The sequence below is a fragment of the Psychrobacter sp. NZS113 genome, assembly GCF_015864825.1.
Lineage (GTDB): Bacteria > Pseudomonadota > Gammaproteobacteria > Pseudomonadales > Moraxellaceae > Psychrobacter.
This window is the reverse complement of record NZ_JADYWL010000005.1, coordinates 244,245-267,492: the sequence shown is the minus strand read 5'-3', so window position 1 is coordinate 267,492 and position 23,248 is coordinate 244,245. Positions and strand designations below refer to the sequence as shown.

General features: G+C 42.9%; 11 protein-coding genes. 3 read left to right on the top strand and 8 right to left on the bottom strand.

Features of this window, described 5'->3' with window-relative positions; genetic code table 11:
* Position 1: 1 nt before the first annotated feature.
* From I6E61_RS09555 to I6E61_RS09540, 4 genes are all read right to left on the bottom strand, one after another.
* Entirely contained in the window at positions 2-5,215 is a 5,214-nt protein-coding gene (locus I6E61_RS09555; protein WP_197133745.1) for an SdrD B-like domain-containing protein, read from the bottom strand.
* A gap of 140 nt (positions 5,216-5,355) precedes the next feature.
* Positions 5,356-7,419 (bottom strand): hypothetical protein, encoded by a 2,064-nt coding sequence (locus I6E61_RS09550; protein ID WP_197133742.1) that lies wholly within the window; start codon positions 7,417-7,419, stop codon positions 5,356-5,358.
* A 44-nt stretch (positions 7,420-7,463) separates the two neighbouring features.
* Positions 7,464-7,928, bottom strand: coding sequence for a hypothetical protein (locus I6E61_RS09545; protein WP_197133739.1), 465 nt, complete (start codon positions 7,926-7,928; stop codon positions 7,464-7,466).
* Between the two features lie 307 nt (positions 7,929-8,235).
* Complete coding sequence (locus tag I6E61_RS09540) at positions 8,236-10,239, bottom strand: hypothetical protein (RefSeq protein WP_197133736.1); 2,004 nt, start codon at positions 10,237-10,239, stop codon at positions 8,236-8,238.
* 623 nt (positions 10,240-10,862) lie between these two features.
* Between I6E61_RS09540 and aceE the strand changes: the two genes are divergently transcribed.
* Positions 10,863-13,676 carry a pyruvate dehydrogenase (acetyl-transferring), homodimeric type gene (gene aceE / locus I6E61_RS09535; RefSeq protein ID WP_197133733.1) on the top strand — a complete coding sequence of 938 codons (2,814 nt, stop codon included), beginning with the start codon at positions 10,863-10,865 and terminating at the stop codon, positions 13,674-13,676.
* 25 nt (positions 13,677-13,701) lie between these two features.
* A complete protein-coding gene (locus I6E61_RS09530; RefSeq protein ID WP_197133728.1) occupies positions 13,702-15,435 on the top strand; it encodes a 2-oxo acid dehydrogenase subunit E2 in 1,734 nt (577 codons plus the stop codon).
* A 239-nt stretch (positions 15,436-15,674) separates the two neighbouring features.
* On the opposite strand, the gene I6E61_RS09525 is transcribed toward I6E61_RS09530, so the two are convergent.
* A complete protein-coding gene (locus I6E61_RS09525; RefSeq protein WP_197133725.1) occupies positions 15,675-16,304 on the bottom strand; it encodes an OmpW family protein in 630 nt (209 codons plus the stop codon).
* Positions 16,305-17,017: 713 nt separating this feature from the next.
* Between I6E61_RS09525 and I6E61_RS09520 the strand changes: the two genes are divergently transcribed.
* Positions 17,018-18,001, top strand: coding sequence for an ion transporter (locus I6E61_RS09520; RefSeq protein ID WP_197133722.1), 984 nt, complete (start codon positions 17,018-17,020; stop codon positions 17,999-18,001).
* 104 nt (positions 18,002-18,105) lie between these two features.
* Here I6E61_RS09520 and I6E61_RS09515 read toward each other — a convergent pair whose 3' ends face one another.
* From I6E61_RS09515 to I6E61_RS09505, 3 genes are all read right to left on the bottom strand, one after another.
* On the bottom strand, positions 18,106-18,750 hold the full coding sequence (locus I6E61_RS09515) for a TerD family protein (protein ID WP_197133719.1): 645 nt from the start codon (positions 18,748-18,750) through the stop codon (positions 18,106-18,108).
* A gap of 107 nt (positions 18,751-18,857) precedes the next feature.
* The gene (locus tag I6E61_RS09510; RefSeq protein WP_197133716.1) at positions 18,858-19,976 is read right to left on the bottom strand and encodes a YafY family protein; all 1,119 of its coding nucleotides are present in this window, start codon (positions 19,974-19,976) and stop codon (positions 18,858-18,860) included.
* Between the two features lie 167 nt (positions 19,977-20,143).
* Positions 20,144-22,972 (bottom strand): ATP-binding protein, encoded by a 2,829-nt coding sequence (locus I6E61_RS09505; RefSeq protein WP_197133713.1) that lies wholly within the window; start codon positions 22,970-22,972, stop codon positions 20,144-20,146.
* Positions 22,973-23,248 lie beyond the last annotated feature (276 nt).

The window sequence follows — 23,248 nt, the reverse complement described above, 5'->3', positions numbered from 1 at the left end:
ACTATAAGGTAGAGTCACTGACTAGGCGTGTGTTTTTGCGTGGATCTTCACGTTTGAATAGATCTTCATCAAACTTAAAGCGTAGTCTAAAGTATGCGCCTTGTTGGGTCGTGTCATCATAAGCGATATCTTCGTCTTCGAATCCCATGAAGTTATAACCGAGTGACAACCACAAGTTAGTCATAGGACTATATCCTACTTCAGCACCAAGCATATAAGACATGTCTTCCGCTTGCTTGTTCCAGTAAGTGCCTGCCTGCACACCTACATCCCAACGTTCACTGATGTCATATAAACCGCGACCATAAAGCGCATGTGCTGTATTGTCACTGACAATATTGTCAGCATCATATTCTGTATATTTACCAGCATAGCGTCCAGACAATGTCATCGCACGAGTTGGATGGTAGTTGCCATTCCATGACCAAACGATGGTGTCTTTTTTATAAGGGTCAGTGCCTGTAGCATAGTCATCTAAGCGATACTCAAGCTTGGCTAACATATCAAGTTGGTTACTATTGTAATCACGGTATGCTGCGCCCAGCTGAAAACGGTTGATAGTGCGATAACCATCCTCGTATTCAATCTGTGAATAAATATCTTTGGCTAATAAGGTAATATCATCGGTATAACGGTAAGCGATGCCTGCACTACCTAGCAAGGTATCGCTGGAATCGGCCCAACGTTTTTCTAGTCGACCTGAAGCCTTATAGTTTTCTTTGGCAAGATACTCAACCCCAAATCCTACTGCTGTTGCGGTACTGTCGTCATCATCATCATCATCATCATCTTTTTCTAGTGATTCTACACGCTCAAGTAAGGTATTCAAGGTTAAACCATCTTGTACATACCATTTGTTTTTAAGGCCGATGGCTGCTTCTGCTTCGCGCGCACTAATGGTATCGCTGGCACGGTATTCGCTATATACTTTGCCGTCTTTCATATAGTTGGCGTCAAAACCCACCACAGTATGTTGGTGCTCATCTGTATCATCAAGCCCATAAGTGCCTGACAAGTCGTTGATAAGCTCATGACGCGCATATAAACGGCCTAAGTTAGCAAGTGGTGTTTCGGCACCCACAGACGTAGCATTGCGTGAGCTTTTGCTAATGTCTTGTTCATATTCAGCAAAAACCAAACTGTTATTCAGCTTAGGTAGGCGTGCAGTAATACGAGCACGAGCGGTGGTGCCTTCAAGATTTACATCGGTGCTACTATCGTCTGTGAAAACATCGTCATCTGTGGTGTCGATATTTTCTTCTTTATAATAACGCACACCTACTTCACCAACAATATTGGTGCTCAAACGTTGTTCAACGGTGGCTTGTATGCCGTCAATACTCTCGTCAGTGGTATGGTCTTTACTACTAACACCTTCAAACTTAAGCGATGTTTTAGCGTTATCCAATGTATGAACAACATTTAAACCAGATTCAGTACGCCCAGACGTTAATGGTGATGCCGCAGTGACAAAGCCTTCATCTGCTTTGCTGTAATAAGCTTTAGCGCGGGTTTGCTTATTGTCGTTATAATTAAGCTCAACGCGTAAGGCATCGCCTTTGGTATTGGTATCACCAATGACACTGCTTGATTCATAATCAGGATTTTCTGCAGTGTTTTTGGCATATTCTGCAACCAGTTTTAACTTGTCGTTAAAACGCACCACACTGTTAATGCTGGCCAACTCTTCTTTGTTCAGTGGGTCATCACTATTGATGTAACTACCACCGACAGAGACTTTGTCTGTCAGTTGATGCTTTGCTGCCACACCGCCGACCCAGTATTTTTCGCCGCCTTCATCAACCTCAATAGTGATGCGTAAATAAATAGGGTTGCCGTCAACATCTTGGCTGGCAATAGGCGACTTTAAGTATAGACTACGGCTAACGGTGTCGATTTCGTAATCTGATAGTGATGTTAGGGTTTCACGGCTGATAATAATTCCGGAATTGTTCGCATCACGTGTGATGATTTCTACGGTTTCAGAGTTTTCTAATACGTCATCAAAATTATCGGCAAGGTCGTATGGGCCTGAAATACCTAGGCCACGGGTTTCACTAACACGCTGTGACGAGCTGGTTTCGGCAGCAAAGGCAGTAATACGCGTTTTGCCGTTTTCATATTGACCCTTACCACCTGTTAGCGTACGACTGTACTGACCAAGCTTGATACCTTCATCATTGTCAATTTGGGTTTTTAGATCGCCATACATAGCAAACGAGCGACCTTTATCAAGACGTACGTACAGCTTGCTAGTAGATTGAGCGTCAAACCCTTTGGCTGATGAATCGCCGTATACGGGATAGTATTCGCCAGGGTCAATATCACGGAATAAGCGTTCACCTTTTTTATCGCTATCATAAGATAGGGTGAGGAGGTAGTCGCCCCGCACTTTACCTTTTAGGAACATCGCCGCACGGCCGGTTGCTGAGTAGTCATCATTGCCTGCAAACTCATGTAACTCTTGCTCAAAAGCGCCCTGTGCATCGGTAATACTACTGCCATCAAAGTCTTTGAGTGAGATAGCGCCTTCTACGATACCAACAGCAATCAGCGGACGCAATTTGGCAGTAAACTGTAATGGAATAACTTGTTTGCTACTGCCAGTATCAATAGTCAGCTCGCCCTTACCGGGAGCGCTTGGGGCGATAACTGAAACCAACAGCTCACCACCGTTAACCGTAACTTGTGTGCCAGCTTGATTTTTATTGCTGTCTTCAAGGTTAATGCGACCGATATTTGTATCAATAGTAAGAGCGGTTGCTGGAATGAACGCACGGTTGTCACGATCTTTCAAGCTAATAACCACTTGGTATTCGCTCATGCCATCCGCTTCAACTAAGTAGTCTTGAGTACGATAATCAATGGCTTGCAAGCTATCTGGTGTTAATACATCAATAGATTGTTCTGATATAATTTTTCCGGTCACGTCTTTTGCGACACCACGCAAGGTGTTACGTCCACGTTTTAGCTCGACGGCATAGTAGTCAAAAGCAGCGACACTTTGCTTTTCTTGTTCTGCTGTTTTACCAATTAATTCATCAGACACAGCCTTACCATTGGCATATAACGTAAAGTTCGATCCTAGTGGCGCCTGAATTTGTACCAATTGTTTGTATGAGGTCAGTTGTTGGCCTTCACCCAAGTTGATAAAAGCGACATCGTTATTAGCGACTTGTTTAAGGTATTCTTCAAGCTCTTTTGGTGCAGGTGGCAAAATGGTAGTGATGGCTAAATCTACTTTAGCCTCATGAAATGTCGCTAAATCATTGATAATTGCTGAATCACAGCTGATACTTTGATCCAAGCCGTCAATTGACTTACAACCGCTGGCATCAACATTGTCATCATCAGTGTCGTAATCAGGTTCTAACACAAGTTCGCTTTTGATGGCTTGTTCTAGCGCATTGTTTTTAGCGTTAATGCTTTTGCTACGAGCAACAAGCTCCTCGTTTAAACGTTCAGTGCTATCTGCCATACCACTTACAATGGCAAAGTCTGCACGATGCAATTCACCATATTTTAGATCGACAAAACGGCTGCCAGCATCGCCAGCATTACGATTACTTTGGGTAATCAGTTCTGTTTCTCTCGGTAGCGTAGTGCGGTCTACTTTGAGCACGTGCGTTTTCGCACTTACCCCATAAAAGTTGTATTTACCTTCAGAATCAGTGACGATGAAGCTGCCGTTTTCCATGTAGATACGGATACCTGCAACGCCAAGCTCGCCTGCTTCTTTTTGCTGAATACCGTCACGATTGATGTCGTGATAGACTTTACCAATAATAATGCCATCGGTGTTCATCAAGCCACGGCTAACCTCAACTGGCCACTGTGCCTCTCTCGAAACCAATGCTTGGTCTTGGGCGTTACGTGCAGTAGCAGTGGCACGGTTGATACCATCACCGCCTAATGCAGTTGAGCCAATCAATACGCGATACGTGATGCTCTTGCTCTCACCACTGCTCATATCACCCAAACTTAAGACCTTGTATTTGCCTTCGGTCGTAAACTCTGTGGTTTGGCTCGTGCTACTGCTATAACTCAGACTGCCTGAAACGTAAGCAAAGCCACGTGGTAGGGCATCTTTTAGCTCTACATCATAAGCGGTTGCTGAGCCGTCGTTTTTGACGGTGATGCTATAGTTTACATAGTCACCAAATTCGGCAGTTTTTACATCGCCTTCTTTTGTGACTTGTAAGCTTGCGGCATCATTAGTGATGGTTATTTTATTTGAGACTTGTTCAGTCACGTAAGATAAGTCGGTTTGACTGGGTTGTTGATTCAAGCCAACAGAAGGCGCAACACAAGCAACCAGTTTAGCGGTAAGTATGTCATTACTTAAGGTTTGAATAATGGTATCTGTCACCGCATTTGCATTATTTGCGGTAGCCGCTGTTAGACGATATTTACCAGTATTATTGCCAGTTTCTAATGCTTTCAGCGAATAAGTATCACCAGTTGTTGGAGAGGTAACCGTTATCCACACTTGGTCAGGTTGATCCGCTTGAACATTACACTGTGCAAAGCTTGCTTCAACATAGACACTTTCGCTAACTTGCGACGTGCTTTTTGTGCCACTAAAACTAGACGACGAAAAATTGATGCTAGGAGCAACAATCGTCAAGCTATCGGTCACTGAGGCTGTAATAGATTCGTCAGACAGCACCACTGCGCCAATTTTTATATCAGCGCTATCACCGTCTGCAGCACTAAGGTCAGTCAATGCTTGTACAATCAGTTGTATGCTTTCGCCTTGACCAATTTTGATCTGTTTGAGATCTGTGATTTGCAGGTCATTTGCATCAATCAAACCATCTTTGTTAATGTCTTGGTACACTTTGAAATTAGACAAGCTGCTTGGATAATCATAGCTTAACGAGATGGTTTCATCATACGTGCCATTATTAGACAGGACATTGATCCACTCAGCAGTTGCACCCACACTGACGGTTTTTGACAAAGGCTGGGTCAAAGTGATGGCATGTTGGGGTAGGGTAAAGGCTGTAATATTAACCTTATTAGAAATACCCGCTTGCACGCTACCGTCAGCCGAGTGGTAGCTGACACTGGCCGTATTATTAATATCAATAACGCCTTTGCCATCTTCAGCATGAACCATATTTGCTTGCATAAGTAGCATCGACGTGGCTAACGTAGTCAGCGCTCCAATACGGAAGCGTGGGTTACGAGACGAAGATATTGCGTGATGCATATTCAGTAATCCTACTTATGAAAGAAAATATAATAAAAATAGTGTCATTTTGATTGGGTGGTGTGCCCTTGTCTTAATCTGTGATTAAGACAAGGACGAAAACAATAAATGAAACAGGTTGTTAAGGCGTTAATAACCTATTAATTCGTAGTAGTGCTACCAGCCTGTGAGATTGTGGCAGAGAACTTGATGGCCGCACTCGCTTTGGCAGCTAAGGTTGCAAATGTACCTTTAACCAAAGGGCTTACCGTACCGTCAGTGGCCGTGGCGTTTGATGCAAAATCGCTACGATAGGTCACGTTCGTATCTAATGTATCTGATACCACGATGTTGCTAATGGCTGTGGTCGTGAAAGTGTTGGTGGCTTCAAGTTTATAAAAAATACATTGGCCTGCCGTTGCTGTGCTAGCAGTTTGTACCCAGCGGCTATCGGTATAAGCGATACTAGCGGCCGTTACGGTACAGTTATCAGCCAACTGGTATTTTTGTAGGTTGATGCCTTGCATGGTGGTGGTAGAGGTAGTGCTAACGTCAGCAGGTTTTGCTGTGCCAGAAACAGTCCCTTGTGGTAATACGGCAATGGTCAAGGTTTCGTAGTTGCCAATGTTATTCACGCCGCCTGCAATGTTACTAGTACCAGTAGTGACAACCTGTACGCCGATGATAACGGAGGCATTTGGCGCTAAACCAGCAGTGGCTGCTGCATTTAGGTCATAAATACCATTAGTACCAGTCAAGACAGTCTCAGTAGAGTCATAAACACCGTTGCTATTAGCATCTACAAACACGCGAGTGATAGCAATGTTTGGGTCGTCAGTGGTGCTGTTAGTGGCCGCAGTAGGCGTGATAGATAACTTAACAGCGCCCGCAGTAGAACCTGTGGTGGTAGCTTCTGTTATGTCTGTACCTTTGTTAGTAATGGTATAAACATAAGTATTGCCAAGGCTTGCACCGCTCGTTACTAAGGCAACTTCTTTGCTTTCACCTGCTGTGATGGTCAGAGATCGGGTTTGGTTACTAGTCGTGATAGTTGCATTGGTGTTGTTGTCTTTACCCAAGGTGCCATCTTCGTAGTTCTTCTCAGTGACTGATTTATCGTTTGTATCACCCGAGCTATCAACAAGGTCAAACGTGCCGTTGTCGGCCGTACTGTCAGTTACCACAGCATAGTTAGTAATAGAGGTTGCTGTGGTGGTAACGGTGCTGTCTTTTTTCGCACGGAAAGTGATCGTGATGGTTTCGCCTATCTTGATATCCTGATCCGTTACTGTGATAGTTTTGGCGTCTGTTCCAATAACCACAGTTTTCGCTATACTGCCTGCACTAGCGGTCACAGTTGGGGCAACGTAGTTGGTTTCGGTAGATTTAATAGCGACCAAACCCGTTGGTATGGCATCAGATATCTTGACGGCCGTACCCGCTAATGTGCCTTCGTTTTTGACAGTAATCGTATAAATAATATAAGCACTAGAATTATTCAAATCAAAAACTTTGGTGCCAAGATTGGTCGTTGCTGATTTTGTGATGGCATATAGCGGCGTTGTAGTGATGGCATTGTCAGTGTTGCTCGCAGCAGCAGTTTGGCTTTTGCTGGTTAAATAAGTACTGGTTGCCGTCACGGTCAAGATACCGTTTTTATTGATGATACGCTCTGCATCAGCAGATGTATTAACAGTGATTTCTGCACTTTGATTGGCCGCAAGTACGATCTTACCGTTGTTAGCGATGGTTACTGCACTACCAAAATTTACGCCACTTTGCTTGATTTGATAGACGATGGTGCTAGTAGTGAGGTTGTAATCAAAATCATCCCCTGTTGCGTTAGCAAGGGTGATGGTATAGGTATCAGAGACGTTACCAGCATTGGTCAACGTATGGGTGAACGCTACGGCTGATTTGGCTTGAGGGTTGATAGTGAGATTTTTGTTCAGGTCATCACCAACAGTGCCACCAGCAGCGGTATCATCATTGGTCGCAATTAAGCTAAATGCCCCTTTTTCTGATACGTTCACTACCACTTCGTTTGACGTTACAGTTTGTGATGTTGTATTACCTGCAACAGTATAGGTAGCTGATGCTTTGTTTTTCACTGAAAAAGCATTGGTAGCATCATATGACTGAGTGGCAGCATTGGCAGTGACAGTACCCATTGCAGCGACAATACCAACAGTTAATACTGAATATTTAAATAGATTTGGTTTCATGCGGTAGTTTTCCTAGAGATATAAGTAATAAAGGGTAATAACAATTAGTTAACAGTGGCGTTGAGTGCAACATCTGCTGATTTTTTCGCAGGTAGATGTTTGATATTCCAACGAAGAGCTTTGTATTCTGATAAAGGCACTTCAACCACCTTTCCGTTTACTTTGCGCATGAGGGGCATATCTGCATAGTTTGTACCATCTGTAGTGGCTTGTGCGCTATTCGGTACTGCTTCACCAGTAAACTTCATGTTTGCGGGAATAGGCAGTGTGACTGCCACATCATTAATAGACTGATCGATCGTGTTGGTATATTTGGCACGGTACTGTACAACTTCCCCTTTTTTTGCATCCGATGCAGCAACGTAGGTTGCTTTGCCTTCAGCAGATTTAATGACTTTGTTGGCTTGTAATTCCATTTTCAAAGCGTCTGCTGCATGTGCATTGGCCAGAAAACTGGCACATAATATAGAGGTCATGACTAATTTGGTTGTTATGGCAGAAAATTTCATAATGTGTTTCTCTTTCAGTAAAAAATGTTTATCTCACTTCAACAAACCAATTCATTTCGTGAATTTTTCCAACGTGTTTTCAGCATGTTCTGTATGTTTGATGTAAGTAAAATACGTTTTTAGTATTCTTAAGGTAATTATATATCGTTTATTATTTAAGCTCAGAAAAAGCAGATAGAGTGAGTTATAAAGCAGCTGAATGGTAAGAATACCCAGTTAAACAGGCAAAAAAAAACAACTGTCGATCAATAAATGATATCGACAGTTGTTCATGTTGGGTAAGGGCTGTAGAGGATTACTTAGAAGTTTATTTGGACTGCGTTGATCCATACTGAGTGTTGAAATAGAAGGTGCGAGCGCTCCTTTTCGTCAATACGGTAGCTATAGTAGTAATAGTCCCATTCTGACCTTTGACGAGACTATCGCTGTAAATGCCAGAGGCTCGTGTTGGATTTGCCAATACAGAAGTAACCGTGGTATCTGCTGGATTACTAGCGTCATTTTTTTGTAGCACATCTTGCATAATAAAGTTGCTAATATCCATATTTGCGCGATTTGTGGCTGTAATTTTGTAAGCAATACATTGACCTGGTTGTACATCGGCACCATTCGTCGAGCTAGATAATGCATTCTTACTATAGGTGGTGACTGTAGTCAGGTCTGTAATATTACACGTATTTGCTGCTTGCTCTTTTTCAAGTACGATGGCTGAGTTGTTGGTAATCACTCGGCCAAAATCATTACTGGAGTAACTATAGGTATTGGTTACTAAGCTGACGGTACGTTTATCAATCGTTGTGCGTACAGGATAGGCGGTACCACTATAGGTTTCAATGAGACAAACAGAGCTTTGAGTACCGATGACACTGCTAGCGATGTTAAATTGGTAAGTACCAATATCGCTTGCGTTTGTCGATGTTAAGGTTTGTGTGGCATAGGTTTTGGTTGGGTTTTCACACTTATCCACTAACGTAATGGTACTACCAGAGATACCAGTTTCAGTAGGGGCGTTCAATATGCCGTTGAAATAGTTTGAGTTGCTATACACGCCACTTGTGATGGTGCTGTTGGTGGCATCAGCTTGGGCATCGGTAATGCCACCATTGTCATTAAAAACAGTACCTGAGAACACATAGTTAGGACTATTTGTGATAGTACATGTGATTTCATCACCATAGTTTAAATTGGATAACGTAAATGAGCTGGCTGTGCCAGTAGGCATCACCGTCGTACTGCCCGTTGAGCCATTGGTACAAGCATAACTGGCATTATAGTTGCTAATGCTCCCACCATTTAAAATGCGCTCTGCAATAGTATAGCTGGTTGAGTCTTTTAAAGTCAGAACGGCGCTAGTACCATTACTAACGGTTGTAGTAGTACCTGTAGTCGTCACAGCGTCTACAACGGTTGTGCCATTGGTAACTTCAACTTTGAACTGATCACTACTATTGACACGAGTACCATTTAGTACTGTTTTTATGATTATTTTGGGTGGTGCAAGACAAAAGTAAAAGTCTGAGTAGCCAACCGCATGCGGGCTGTTTACTTCGCTTAGTGTATTGTTATGTTTTAAGTTGAGTGCGATATCCGCGAGTGTGTAATTCCAATTTGCATCAATCGTACAACCCCCAGTACTACAGTTCAGACCTTTTTTACCAGTCACAATAGTACCGGCAGTGTTTATGGTTTGATACGCGCTGACGTAAGTCAGCTTACCGCTATTGGCAGACACATCTACTTGTTCTATATAGGGTGTTAAGCTATTGGTCGTTAGGGAGTCTACATCTTGAATTTTGTACCCTGTCTTACTGGTAGGTCGGTTAACCGTGATATCCAATAAATGATTTGTCTTAGACGTCGTTGAAATTGGAGAACTATGCACCAAGTTTAATGCTGACGTGGTCACACCGCTAAGACTATCGTAAAAAGGTGATGTAGCATTTGCTGGTGAGCTTATGCTAGTAGTGGTCTTATCTACAATTGAAGAAAAGCTGATGACAAATGTCTTATTGCCTGACGTTTCTGCGAAAGTGAATGTTTTAGTCGTGTTTCCTGCTGTCCAACTGAGTGCTTGAGAAGTGACAGGGGCTGTGTCCGTTGAGGTAGGAGCAGAAGCTCCGACGTAATACATTTTATGATTTGCAGGACAGGCGGCAACTGTAGATGTTGGATTCTCAGATGGGGCAAAAGCACTTGCTCTTGCTCCAATGGTTACGACTGTGCCCATAATCAAAATAGACGCAGTCGTTATGCCAAACATGAGCGTAGAGTTTGAATAGTGCTTTAAACCTTTTGTTTGACACTTGTCCATTTGAAGCCTCTAGATGATATTTACTGTAAATACAGTTTTACCGTATAAGAAAGGTAATTTGACGTATCTATATAGTAAAGCCTTTATGAATCAGCCTATAGCCAAAAAAGACGAAAGGTTTGTTTAAACGATAAAACGTTATCTTCAATATCAGTTCTCAGCGTTGAGGCTAGTAGCAATGAGACTAGTAGCGACGAGGCTAGTAAAGCCATACATCAATAATTATTTACCTAATAACTAATCATTATTTATTTTAAAAATACTTGTCATATCGTCATTTCTCTACAGCTATAAACATTTAGGTTATAAGCGCCTATAATAAAGAGTTATTATCGTTTGATAATTGACTGTAGGCGTTGAGTGATGACTTTGTCCTGACTACCTAACTATTCCATTCATATGTAATGGATAGCACTGCTACTTTTAGAATCATTATATTAAGCGGTTCGACATTGTAGAGCGGTAAAGTACGGTCATACACGCTTCAATATGAAACGTAACTTCTTAAAATTAACAAGGACGTCATTGAGCACATAATGTATATAAGACAGTATTGAGTAATACTTTGATTTAATAACTTCCTGCTATTGCGCAGGATTGACTGACAAACAAGGACAACAATGATGAATTATTATAAGGATGCTGATAGCACCGAAACACAGGAATGGCTGCAGGCTTTTGAGTCTGTCCTCAAACATGCGGATAAAGATCGTGCTCAGTTTTTGCTAAAAGCCTTGTACAACATGGCGGTTCAAGAAGGACTGCCTTTCAATCGATTAGACACCGCTTACGTTAATAGTATTGCTGTCGAAGATGAGCCGATGTACCCAGGCGATCTAGGCATGGAGCGTAAAATACGTGCTTTGATTCGCTATAACGCACTTGCTATGGTTATGCGTGCCAATAAGAATGACGATGATCTAGGTGGTCACTTAGCGACATTCGCCTCTAGTGCGACGCTTTATGAAACGGGTTTTAACCATTTCTTCCGCGCGGCTAGCGATCACTTCGGTGGTGACATGATTTATTATCAAGGTCACTCAGCGCCAGGTATCTATGCCCGTTCTTATTTAGAAGGTCGTTTGACCGAAGATCAGCTTGACAACTTCCGTCGTGAAGTAGGCGGCAAAGGTCTATCAAGCTATCCGCATCCATATCTAATGCCGGATTACTGGCAGTTCCCAACGGTATCGATGGGACTTGGTCCAATCATGTCTATTTATCATGCCCATGTACATCGCTATATGGAAAACCGTGGATTACTAGAAAAAGAAGGTCGTAAGATTTGGACATTCTTAGGTGATGGTGAAACGGATGAGCCAGAAAGCTTAGGTGCTATCTCTCTTGCTGGTCGTGAGAAGCTGGACAACCTAATATGGGTAGTCAACTGTAACTTGCAGCGTCTGGATGGTCCAGTCCGTGGTAACGGCAAAATCATTCAAGAGCTAGAGTCAGTATTCCGCGGCGCAGGCTGGCGAGTCATCAAAGTCATTTGGGGCGGCAACTGGGATTCGTTACTTGGTAAAGACCATACAGGTGTGCTTAAGCAGCGTATGGAAGAAGTGGTGGATGGCGAGTATCAGCTATATGAAGCGCGTACGCCTGAATTTACTCGAAAAGAATTCTTCGGTAAATATCCAGAGCTAGAAGAAATGGCAGATGCCCTGACTGACGAAGAGATCTCGCGTCTGAACCGTGGTGGTCATGATCCAGTTAAAGTTTATGCTGCATTTAGTGAAGCCATGAAAACCAAAGGCCAACCGACTGTTATTTTAGTTAAAACCGTTAAAGGTTATGGTTTATCTGCCCAAACGCAAGCGGTCAATAAATCGCATCAGGTGAAAAAACTTGATCAAGAAGCCTTGATGTATTTCCGCGATCGTTTTGATTTACCGTTTACTGACGCACAGTTAGAGACTCTACCATTCTACCGCCCTGAAGAAGGTTCAGCGGAGATGAAGTATCTTAAAGGTCGTCGTGAGTCGTTAGGTGGTCATCTGCCAAACCGCCGTAGTGGTCATATTCCACTGAATATCCCTGAACTATCGATGTTCGATCGGGTATTAAAAGGCAGTAATGGTAAAGAGCAATCGACGACCATGGTATTCGTACGCTTACTATCAGCGATGCTTAAAAACAAAGACATCCAAGATCGTGTCGTACCAATCGTACCTGATGAAGCACGTACTTTCGGTCTAGAAGGTATGTTCCGTCAACTGGGTATCTACTCAGCTGTTGGTCAAAAATACACGCCAGAAGACAGTGAAGCATTGATGGGCTATAAAGAAGCTATCGATGGTCACATGTTAGAAGAAGGTATCAACGAAGCAGGCGCAATGAGTACGTGGATTGCATTAGCAACCAGCTATTCTGTGAACGCGTTACCGATGATTCCAATGTATATCTACTACTCGATGTTTGGTTTCCAACGTGTGGGTGATTTGGCTTGGGCGGCAGGTGATTGTCAAGCACAGGGCTTCTTATTGGGTGCAACAGCTGGCCGTACTACCTTGAACGGCGAAGGCTTGCAGCATCAAGATGGACATTCACAAATCTTGTTCAATGTCGTGCCTAACTGTGTGACCTATGATCCATGCTTTGGTTATGAATTAGCAGTGGTTATGCATGATGGTTTACGCCGCATGTATGGTGAAGGCGAGCGTGTCTATTATTACCTAACGCTAATGAATGAGAACTACGAGCAACCTGAAATGCCAGAAGGTGCCGAGGAAGGTATCAAACGTGGTATGTATCTGCTCGAGGACAATGGCTCAGCACAAGTGCAGCTATTGGGCTCAGGTGTTATCTTACGCGAAGTACAAAAAGCCTCACAGATCCTAAAAGATGAGTTTAATATTACGTCTAACGTATGGAGCGTGACCAGCTTCAACGAGTTGACTCGTGATGGTATGGTATGTGACGACTACAACCGTCTGCATCCAATGGATGAAGAGAAAGTGCCTTGGGTTACTGAGCAGTTGGCACCGCACGAAGGTATTGTGGTCGCAGCGACAGATTATATGCGCAATTACTCAGAGCAAATCCGTGCTTGGTTACCCGACAACCGTCCTTATACCACGTTAGGTACTGATGGTTATGGCCGTTCTGATACGCGTGAAAACTTACGCAGTTTCTTCAACGTTGATGCCGCACATATCGTTGTTGCAACGCTTAAACGTCTAGCGGATGAGGGTGAAGTTGAGATGCGTTTGGTTAAAGACGCTATTTCTAGCCTAGGCATTGATGTGGATCAGCCACCAGCATGGCAACAGCAGTCTTATTCGGATCACTCTCCAGATGCGCCAGCACCAGGTAACGTCAATCCAAATCCTGTACCTGAGTTCGTTGCTGAAGATGATGAAGAAATCAGTAGTGAAGGTCGTGCTGAAGATCAAGCAGATGCAAATGTACTCAATGATGGTGATGTCAAAGAATAATAACCATAAGACTAGGAGATAAATCATGGACATTAAAGCCCCCGATTTGGGTGTTGATAGCGCCGAAGTCAGCGAGATTATGGTAGAAATCGGTGATGTCATCGCAAAAGATGACAACATCGTATTATTAGAATCTGACAAAGCCTCAGTTGAAGTCCCAAGCTCTGCTGCTGGTAAAGTCACCAAGATCAATATTGCTATTGGTGATCAAGTTAGCGAAGGCATGGTGCTGATTGAGCTTGAGAGTGCAGAAGACAGTGCGGAAAGTGATGATAGCGCTGCTGATGACAATCAAGAAGCGAGTGATACAGAAGAAGCCGCTGCTGCTAAGCCAGAAGCAAAAGCTGAGCCAGCTGAGACTGAATCAAAGTCATCAGAGTCTAGCGCCAAGCCAGTTGCGAATGCTAGTAAGTCAACGACTCATGCACTACCTGACTTAGGTGTTGATGAAGCGCAAGTTTCTGAAATTATGGTCAGTGTAGGCGATACAGTGACTGCGGATCAGTCGATTTTATTGATTGAATCTGACAAAGCATCTGTCGAAGTACCAGCACCAGAAGCTGGCAAGATTGAAAAAATCTTAGTCCAGACAGGTGATATGGTCGCCAATGGTCAAGACTTTATCGTTATCATGAGCAGTGGTACAGACGCTGCTGATGAGAGCGAATCTGCATCAGATAGTTCTGAGTCGAAAGAGTCAGCACCAGCCAAATCAGAAGAGAAAGTTGCTGCTAAAACAACTGGTGAGCCAAAACAGGCAGAAAAATCTACAACGCCTAACGTGGTCGCCAGTAAGAAAGCTGAAAAACTGACAGAAACACAAGTCAATGAAAAGCTGGTCGATGTTTATGCAGGTCCAGCCGTACGTAAGCTTGCACGTCAGTTGGGTGTGGATATCACAAAAGTAAGTGGCTCAGCACTGAATGATCGTATTCTAAAAGAAGACTTGTTTGCGCATGTCAAAGAGAGTCTGACCACTCAAAAAGCAGCACCTGCCAGCAGCGGTGTGGCGAGTTCAGGCTTACCAAGCTTACCTGACATGAGTAATACTGAGATTTGGGGTGAGACATCTACACTAGACCTTAGCCGTTTACAGAAAGTGTCGATACCACAGCTCAATTACAACACATTGCTACCGCAAGTGACGCAGTTTGACTTATCAGATATCACTGAGACAGAAAAATTACGTGGCGAGTTAAAAGGTGGTATGAAGGCAGAAGGTATTGGCTTCACTATCTTAGCCTTTGTGGTCAAAGCGACGGCCTATGCATTGACTCAGCACCCACGCTTTAATAGTCATTTAAGCGATGACAATACTCAAGTTATCTTGCGTAAAAGTGTCAATATGGGTATCGCAGTGGCAACTGATGACGGCCTCATCGTACCAGTTATCAAAAACGTGCAGGATAAAGGTCTGAAGCAGATTGCTATCGAAATCGGTGAGCTTGCCGTTAAAGCGCGTGATAAGAAGCTTAGCACCAAAGATTTGCAAGGAGCTAGCTTTACTATCTCAAGCCAAGGTAACCTAGGTGGTACAGCGTTTACACCACTAGTGAACTGGCCACAAGTTGGTATCTTAGGTGTGTCTGAGGCAAGTATGCAGCCACGTTGGGATGCCAAAAAGCAAAGCTTTGAGCCACGCCTGATGCTACCGTTATCATTGTCTTACGATCATCGTGTGATTAATGGGGCAGACGCTGCAGTATTTACTCGTTATATTGCAACGCTACTGGCTGATCCACGCCGCATTTTGCTATAAATTTAATAACATAATAGTATTGGTTTGAAAAAAGACTGTCTACGGACGGTCTTTTTTATGCGTTGATTTTTGAACGCAATTAAGATGTATTGAACATGCACAAGTAGGTGTTACAAGCGAATTAGCAACATACTTGGACAGTGACCGCTTTTGTTTTCATTAAATAACAGACACAAAAAAGCCAGTAGATACCGGCTTTTTTATTACTATAAGTACGACTTAATAAAACAGACTTCTAATTAGAAGTTTTTTACGTAAGCAATGCCATATACCCAAGGGCTGATATCTACTTCACCAAGATCTTCGCCATTTAGGCTTACGTCTGATTTGATGTCGATATAACGTGCATCAATACGGAAAGCATCTGTTGGAGTGAATGGGAAATCAACACCGATATGACCAGCAATACCAACGCTATCGTCGATCTCTAAGTTAGCTGAACTGCCAGTATATAGCTTCTCTTTAAAGAAAGTCGTGTAGTTCACACCAACACCAATGAAAGGCTTGATGTTTAAAGGGATGTTATAACCATCAAAGTGATACTGAACAGATAGAGTAGGTGGTAAATGTTGAGTTTCACCTTCAATTTCAGTGCCATCAGCAGTTGTCAATGTGATGTCATGATTGAATGGAATCGCTGCTAGTAATTCGACACCAACGTTATTAGCGATAAAGTATTCGCCAGTAAGTGTTGGGCGCGCATCGCCACCAACATCAACAGACAGAGAGCCATCAAGAGTACCGTTATCACTCTTAGGGTCAACATAGTGTGCACCGGCAGCAACTGACCAAGTACCAGCAGGTACTGCAAAAGCAGTTGTCATAGTAAGTGCAGTAGCAGCGGCTAAAACTAGGGATTGTAGTTTCATCGTTTAGTTCCTCAGTGTGATAGATTATTATGGGTCAGTTTCTAATAAGGGATGTCAATAGTTACTGATACACAATGTCATAATTATTGATTAAACTGTAACATTATGACTCTATTATAATACAAAACCGTTTTATCTGTAAGGTTTTAAACGTATATTAAAGATTTTTATCTCATAAATTACAATATAAAGTCATTTATATTGATATACGTAGTCTTTTTCTAGAATAGCCAACTATTGTAAGAAAGAGAAGTGACTGATATTGTTATAGGGAAATACGGTGAGTATCTTGGTAATGATTGCTTTTGAGGTTCTAAGATATTAGGTATTTTATTTATTCATTGAATGATTATGGTATCAAAATAGGCGTAATATACTATGCTTGGCTATTGTAGTAACTCTCCTCTACGCTGTGACAATGCCTATTCTATAAAAATATTGAATCGGATGGACTCTTGTTGTCCTGAATGCAGTCTATTTCTACTGCCTGCACAGGATGTCAGTCAGCAACTGTATACTGACGAGCAGTTTTTACGATTTGCTATTATGGTAATTATCTTTACGTTATTTACGGTAGTTTATGTTTACTATTTTTATAGTGCTTTACCGTGACTTCTCATAAATATCTATTTTGCGACTGTCAGCGCGCTTAGAGTACTATACTGTTAAGTATCTACTAATATAAGATCGGTGTTTCACCGCATAGGGACGGTATGCTATTCCAATCTATACGGCGCCTACGTATTTTTGTTTATAATATTTTACAAAACGATGAGCATGACACGCTCTTCAGTCGTTATATCGACTATTTTTTAATATTTTTGATTATGACGAATGTGGCTGCCGTGATTGCAGAGTCAGTCGATAGTTGGTATTACCCTTACCAAGATTATTTTACGTGGTTTGAAAATTTCTCTATTGTGGTGTTTTCTATCGAATACATGCTACGGTTGTGGAGCGTGGCTGAAGTAAAGCCAGATGGCACGACTTGGCGACAGCGTTGGAATTGGCTCAAAAGCCCGTCGGCATTGATTGACTTGATCGCTATCATCCCCGCATTTTTAAACTTCTTTGTCTCCATCGATTTACGTTTTTTACGTATTCTACGTTTATTTCGTATCCTCAAACTCACGCGTTATTTTGCTTCGATGCGTATCCTGCTGGTGGTCATCAGTAAGGAAAAAGGCTCTTTCCAAGCAGTTATCTTTATCTTAATTATTATGATTGTAACGGCCTCTAGTGGGATTTATTTGGTTGAGAATCATGCACAGCCAGAAGAGTTTGAGTCTATTCCTAAAGCGATGTGGTGGGCTGTGGTAACACTTACGACAGTGGGCTATGGTGATGTCACGCCGATTACCAATGCGGGTAAAATATTGGGTGCAGTAATTACTATATTGGGTGTGGGGTTAGCAGCATTACCTGCAGGTATCCTTGCGACAGGTTTGGCCAATGAGCTTGCTCAGCGTCGTGAAGGGCTTGAGCAGCACTTTCGAGAGCAACTGATCGATAGTGATTTTGATTTAGTACAGAATCAGATGATGATCGATAAGATTCGCCGCGAGCTAGGATTAGATAAAGAGCAGGCGCAAAATATTGTGCTGCAGGTACTGCGTGAGCAAGAGCTTGAGCGCCGTGAAAAAGAAGTGGAAATAGGGCAGAAGAATTTTTGCTCACATTGTGGTGAGCGATTGTAGAAAGGTGGTTTTTTTACTATGAATTTCATTCAAAAAAGGGTGCGGCGTTTTTATAACGTCGCACCCTTTTTATACACTATTACTTGGTGAGTATCGTACGAATGCTATATCCCTTGTAGAGGGAGTGCACGTGCCAATTCGTGAGCCACCTCTTGCGCGGCAATTGCCAAATCTTCGGCAGGAAGCGGTAAATTCTGTAATGTTAGATGCCAGTCATCTATTTCTCGACGTAAATGAGCGACCCAAAGCGTCGTACAGTCACGCGGTAACTTTTTGAGATTGACTTCAAAACAATGGTTGCCTTCATCATCACTTAAGTGAATCTCGCCTGTTTTTACTCTAGAAAACGGATGACCATGGTAAGAGTTGGCAATCATAGCAATATGAGTGATATGTGTTGGAATCTTATCTAAGTATAGTCTGATTTGCTCTTGATCGAGAGGGGCCAAATACATCGCTTGCTCACCGCGATCTTTACCGTTTAAGCTATCACCCTGATGCTTAACCGATTCAGCTTTGTCACGCAATTGCTTGAACCAAACGATGTCACTGATCGTACAGTTTTTGTCATACAGCACACAGGCCAAATCAATATCAATCGCGCTTTGATTCTTTTTAAAGCGTTTAAACAACCCTTTTGGTTCAATCTTAGTAAACTCATAGTTTAGCGAAAAAAATAAGGTTCCTGCATCTAAGCCCAGTCCTTTTAAACTGTCTGACAGTAACGGTGATGGGGCAGTGATCGACATAGTGTTCCTTATTCGTTCTTAAATTTTAATAGAGGTATATTGAGTTTAGAGATTTGAATACGTTTAACTTTTAACGTCATAGCTATTAGTCGTTATCTATCCAGTCGCTATTCATCATCTAAAGACTTGTCTAATACCGCTTGATATAACAGTTGAGGTTTTGCATCCAATAGACCACTGCCAAAACCGCGCAACCACCAGACCAGTTGTGAAGTTAGATTGACCGTTGCCTGTATAGTCAGTTTGTCGTCATCTAACGTGACTGTTTGATCGTCGCTGAGCTTACTTTCAGTGAGGCTTTTGCCTGCTTGTGTGGTGAATTGTAGCTCGATAGCTGTATTTTTACCATGGTCAGGCAGTTCACTGAATAATGGATGACTAAAGCCCATGCCACCTGCATCTAAGTACGTATCGAGTTGAAAATTGTCAGGCGTTTTCGCTGCGCTTTCGAGTATCTCAACACTGGCAAAGCGATGTAGCGCAAAGGTACGAATGACAACTTCGGGATCATCGGTACGAGTTGCTAGTAGGTAGATGATGACACCACGTTGAATGATGGCAATAGGGTTTAGGATATATTCACTAGATTGCGACTTATCACTGCGCGTATAGCAGGCTTTAATTTGTAGTTGATAAAATAGCGCGTGATAAATATTGTCTTTGCTATCCAAGTCGATATGCGGTGCAATCAATGGCTGCGTGGCAGGTTCAATGCGTACTCTATCTATCCAGGAATGTGTGACTTTACTGTTTTTAAGTTGGCGCCGTGCTAAGTCAAACCAAGGAAACAGTTCATCTAAAATAACAGGAGGTAGTAATTGAGTGAGATTGGCCTCAACCATGTTAAAGGCCACCGCTTGCGATAAGTTCATATGCGGTAAGCTTTGTAGCGGAGCGTCATCGCACCAGCGCCAGCCTTGTGGATTGGCATTATTTTTTTCGATAGGGAAACGTTTCGCCAGCGCATTTAAATCACGCTGTACTGTGCGTAGACTGATATCAAAACCTGCCATCATCAGTTGCTCATAGATATGCGTGGTGCCTACCCAGCGATTGCGCTGTAATTGCGACAGTACCTGCCATTGGCGAGCAGTCGTCGCTGCCCCATGTCGATTATCGTTGCTCACTTCCGAGGTACTATTGCTCTCAGCGGCTAGCGCTTGGGTTTGCTCGTTAGCGTCTGTCTGAGTTTGAATGTGATCGGCGTCAGTCGGATGTACAGTCATTAGGAGGTAGCCTTTATGAAGTATCGAGTCAGTTTTTGTATGGAAATTTTATATGCTAGTGGCGGGTCAGTAACTCTATATCATCGCAGAAAATCCCCGTAGCGTCTAGCAACGGAGATTATTCAATAATTCTGCTGTATATGAACTTATATAGCATCAATAACTCGTTAAGTATCACTATCCTGAGTACTTGGTTCGTTATGGGTATCTGCTTTGCTATCAATGATTATAGTGCTGTCATCCTCTTTACATTTTTCTTTTTTTCTCTTATCTACTTTTTTTTGACGTTTTTCTTTTTTCTGTTTTTTGTCTTTCTTTTTTGATTTTTTATCATCAATGTCATCATCGCTATCTTGGTTTTCATCCCATAGCATCAAACGGCTTAACACTTTGCCAAACAGTGTGTCTTTGCGATAGCGATTTTTTTTGTTCATGGTATCGATAGGCAGGCCAGTCATTAGCGTCAGTGCTTCACTCAAGGTATGGACACCATAAATATGGAATTCATCGGCATTGACGGCAGTAATGATATCGTCGCGTAGCATGAGTTGTTTGACGTTTGCCATCGGAATGACAACACCTTGCTGACCCGTTAGCTCTTGCTCTCGGCAGGCGTCAAAGAACCCTGCAATTTTAGAGTTGATACCGCCTACTGCTTGCACTTCACCCAACTGGTTCATAGAGCCAGTAATCGCAAAAGACTGATCAATCGGTACATTTGCTAAGGCGGATAACAGCGCACAGCCTTCACTAACGGTGGCGCTATCACCATCGATATGGGCATAGCTCTGCTCAAAAGCGAGTGAGGCGCTAAAGTTTAAGGCATGATGTTGGCTAAATAATGCACGCAAGTAGCTGGTCATAATTAGCATGCCTTTGGCGTGTAAGCTGCCACCCAAGTCTACGTCGCGCTCGATATCCAGAATCTCACCAGTACCAATATTTGGCTGAATAACAGCCGTAAGACGTGCTGGCATGCCAAATTCACTATCGGCATAGCTGACCACCGTTAGCGCATTGACTTGTCCAACAGCATTGCCTTGTGTTTGGATGAGTTGCTGACCGTTTTTAAGCTCATCCCAATACAGGTCACGTAAATACCCTGAGCGCTCGTCCATATCTTCGATAGCTTGGGTGACATGATTGGCATCGACGATATTTTTACCGCTCAAACGTGCATGGCGGTTCGACTCATGCAACAGCTTAATCAATAAATCACTATGCAGGCTAAGTCGATCTTGGTCTTCTGCTTGTAAGCTCAAATGCTCAAGTAGGGTGGCTTGTGCACTACGATCGAACGGATAGAGGTTGGCATAATCAATGATGTCAGCCATTTTCGCGACCAATGCCAGTTCGTGTTCACTGGTGCGAACCACATCATCGTGGAAGTCGGCACGAACTTTGAATACCGCATCAAACTCAGGCTCAAGCTCTAACAGCTCATAATATAAATCTGCTTCGCCAAGTAAAATAACTTTAATATCAAGGTCGATAGGGGCAGGCGCTAGCGATAAGCTTCCTGTGAGTGTGAGCATCTGCTCAAGACTTGAGAGTTTAATTTTACGGGATTGTAATGCACGCTTGAGACCCTGCCAAGCATATGGGTGTTCTAGTAAATGACTGGCTTCTAATAACAGGTAGCCGCCATTGGCACGGTGTAAAGCCCCCGCTCGAATCATACTGACGTCAGTGGTGACGGTGCCCAGTTGCGTGATTTGCTCGACATGACCCAACAAATTTAAATGCGTCGGCAAATCTTCAAAAACGACGGGTGCGCCACTATCAGCTGCGTGGCTGACAATGACATTGACGGCATAACGACTGGGTGTTGTGGTCAGAACGGCCGTTACAAATTCTTCATCATCGCCATTAACGATACGCTCTACATGAGTGACCATATCGGCAAATATCGCTTTGAGATAATCCACAACTAGCGGGTGATTGGCAAATTGTTCATAAACAGGCGTAAATAAAGGCTGTAGCGCACGGCGTGCAATATTGCGATGCAGTGCTTCTATCGCATCATTGGCTTCGTCCTCTAACTGCTCTAACGCGATGGTCAGCTGACTCAAGCGTTTTTGCATGTGATTCTTTTGGACAAAGTTATTCAGCTCAGCTTCGTATTCACTGTTGCCATATTCGTTAGTGCTGTCATCGTTACTGTTATCAATACTGGTATTGATATTAGAAGTATCAGCGGTGCTATTGTCCTCTATCGTGGAGGGAGCTTCATCATTGTTAGAGTACTTTTCATGCTTGACTTCAGCATCGTTATTTTCTGTGGGTAGCTTGCTTGGGTGCACAAACATGGCTTTGTTATCAAAGGAGCGGAACGTCAGCGCTAAGTCATACTGTTTACCTTCAGCATTGAGCACTTCATAAGCCTGACTCTCTTTTTGATGAGTGTCGTTTTTGATGGCTTCGATTTTACTTTGGTATTGGTCACTACGAAAACGTTGACTCAGTCGTTTCTTGGCTTGTTGCCATAAATTATTAACTTGCTGCTGCAATAGTGAGGCTTGACCGGCAGGCAGGCGTAGTGCCAGAGGAGTGCGTGGATCGGTAAAGTTGTGCACATAGACCCAATCATCTGGCGTCGGTGCATCGGCTGCGATGCGTGTCAGCAAGCGGCTGATTACGGTACGTTTACCCAAGCCATTTTCACCTGCTGCAAACACATGGTAGCCACTGGCTTTGATGTCCAAAGCGGTGTGCAAGGCTTTGAGCGCGCGCTCCTGACCAAAGCCAACATCTAAATCTGGTGCCGTACGTGTATCTGTCGGTAGCTCACTTAGCTCGCTATAACGCTTTAATTGCTCAGCGCTAATAAGGCAGCGCTGCTTTACCTCAATAAAGAGTGGGTGCGGTGCTTTTACTTTTTTGTCATTCGTCAAGGTGTCTGTCAATTCAGCGATGGGTGTTGCCATATTATTGGTGTCTTTTTTATTAGCGTCTCTTGATATTTTAGAGATAGGGGCGTGTGGCTGTTCGGTCATAGGCGTAGGAGATATCTTTTTAAAAAGGTGGAGTGTTGATCTCTATAATTGGTTTTATGCTATCAGGTATTCATATTCATGCTGAACTTTTTATACTTTATATTGAATAGTTAACCAAGAGATTTTACAAGGTATTTTACAAGATGCAGCAACGTTTTAGCTAAATCATTAAACGCAATTTTGTATCATTATGAGATATACCAGTGTGTATGATGAATAAATGAGAGACAAATTAACAGCGAGTTTATTGCCGTCAAAGGAGAATAACACCTCAAT

Excerpts from the sequence above, each read along its gene's own strand:
- I6E61_RS09555 (WP_197133745.1), bottom strand. The coding sequence starts at position 5,215 with ATGCATCACGCAATATCTTCGTCTCGTAACCCACGCTTCCGTATTGGA.
- I6E61_RS09550 (WP_197133742.1), bottom strand. The coding sequence starts at position 7,419 with ATGAAACCAAATCTATTTAAATATTCAGTATTAACTGTTGGTATTGTC.
- I6E61_RS09545 (WP_197133739.1), bottom strand. The coding sequence starts at position 7,928 with ATGAAATTTTCTGCCATAACAACCAAATTAGTCATGACCTCTATATTA.
- I6E61_RS09540 (WP_197133736.1), bottom strand. The coding sequence starts at position 10,239 with ATGGACAAGTGTCAAACAAAAGGTTTAAAGCACTATTCAAACTCTACG.
- aceE (WP_197133733.1), top strand. The coding sequence starts at position 10,863 with ATGAATTATTATAAGGATGCTGATAGCACCGAAACACAGGAATGGCTG.
- I6E61_RS09530 (WP_197133728.1), top strand. The coding sequence starts at position 13,702 with ATGGACATTAAAGCCCCCGATTTGGGTGTTGATAGCGCCGAAGTCAGC.
- I6E61_RS09525 (WP_197133725.1), bottom strand. The coding sequence starts at position 16,304 with ATGAAACTACAATCCCTAGTTTTAGCCGCTGCTACTGCACTTACTATG.
- I6E61_RS09520 (WP_197133722.1), top strand. The coding sequence starts at position 17,018 with ATGCTATTCCAATCTATACGGCGCCTACGTATTTTTGTTTATAATATT.
- I6E61_RS09515 (WP_197133719.1), bottom strand. The coding sequence starts at position 18,750 with ATGTCGATCACTGCCCCATCACCGTTACTGTCAGACAGTTTAAAAGGA.
- I6E61_RS09510 (WP_197133716.1), bottom strand. The coding sequence starts at position 19,976 with ATGACTGTACATCCGACTGACGCCGATCACATTCAAACTCAGACAGAC.
- I6E61_RS09505 (WP_197133713.1), bottom strand. The coding sequence starts at position 22,972 with ATGACCGAACAGCCACACGCCCCTATCTCTAAAATATCAAGAGACGCT.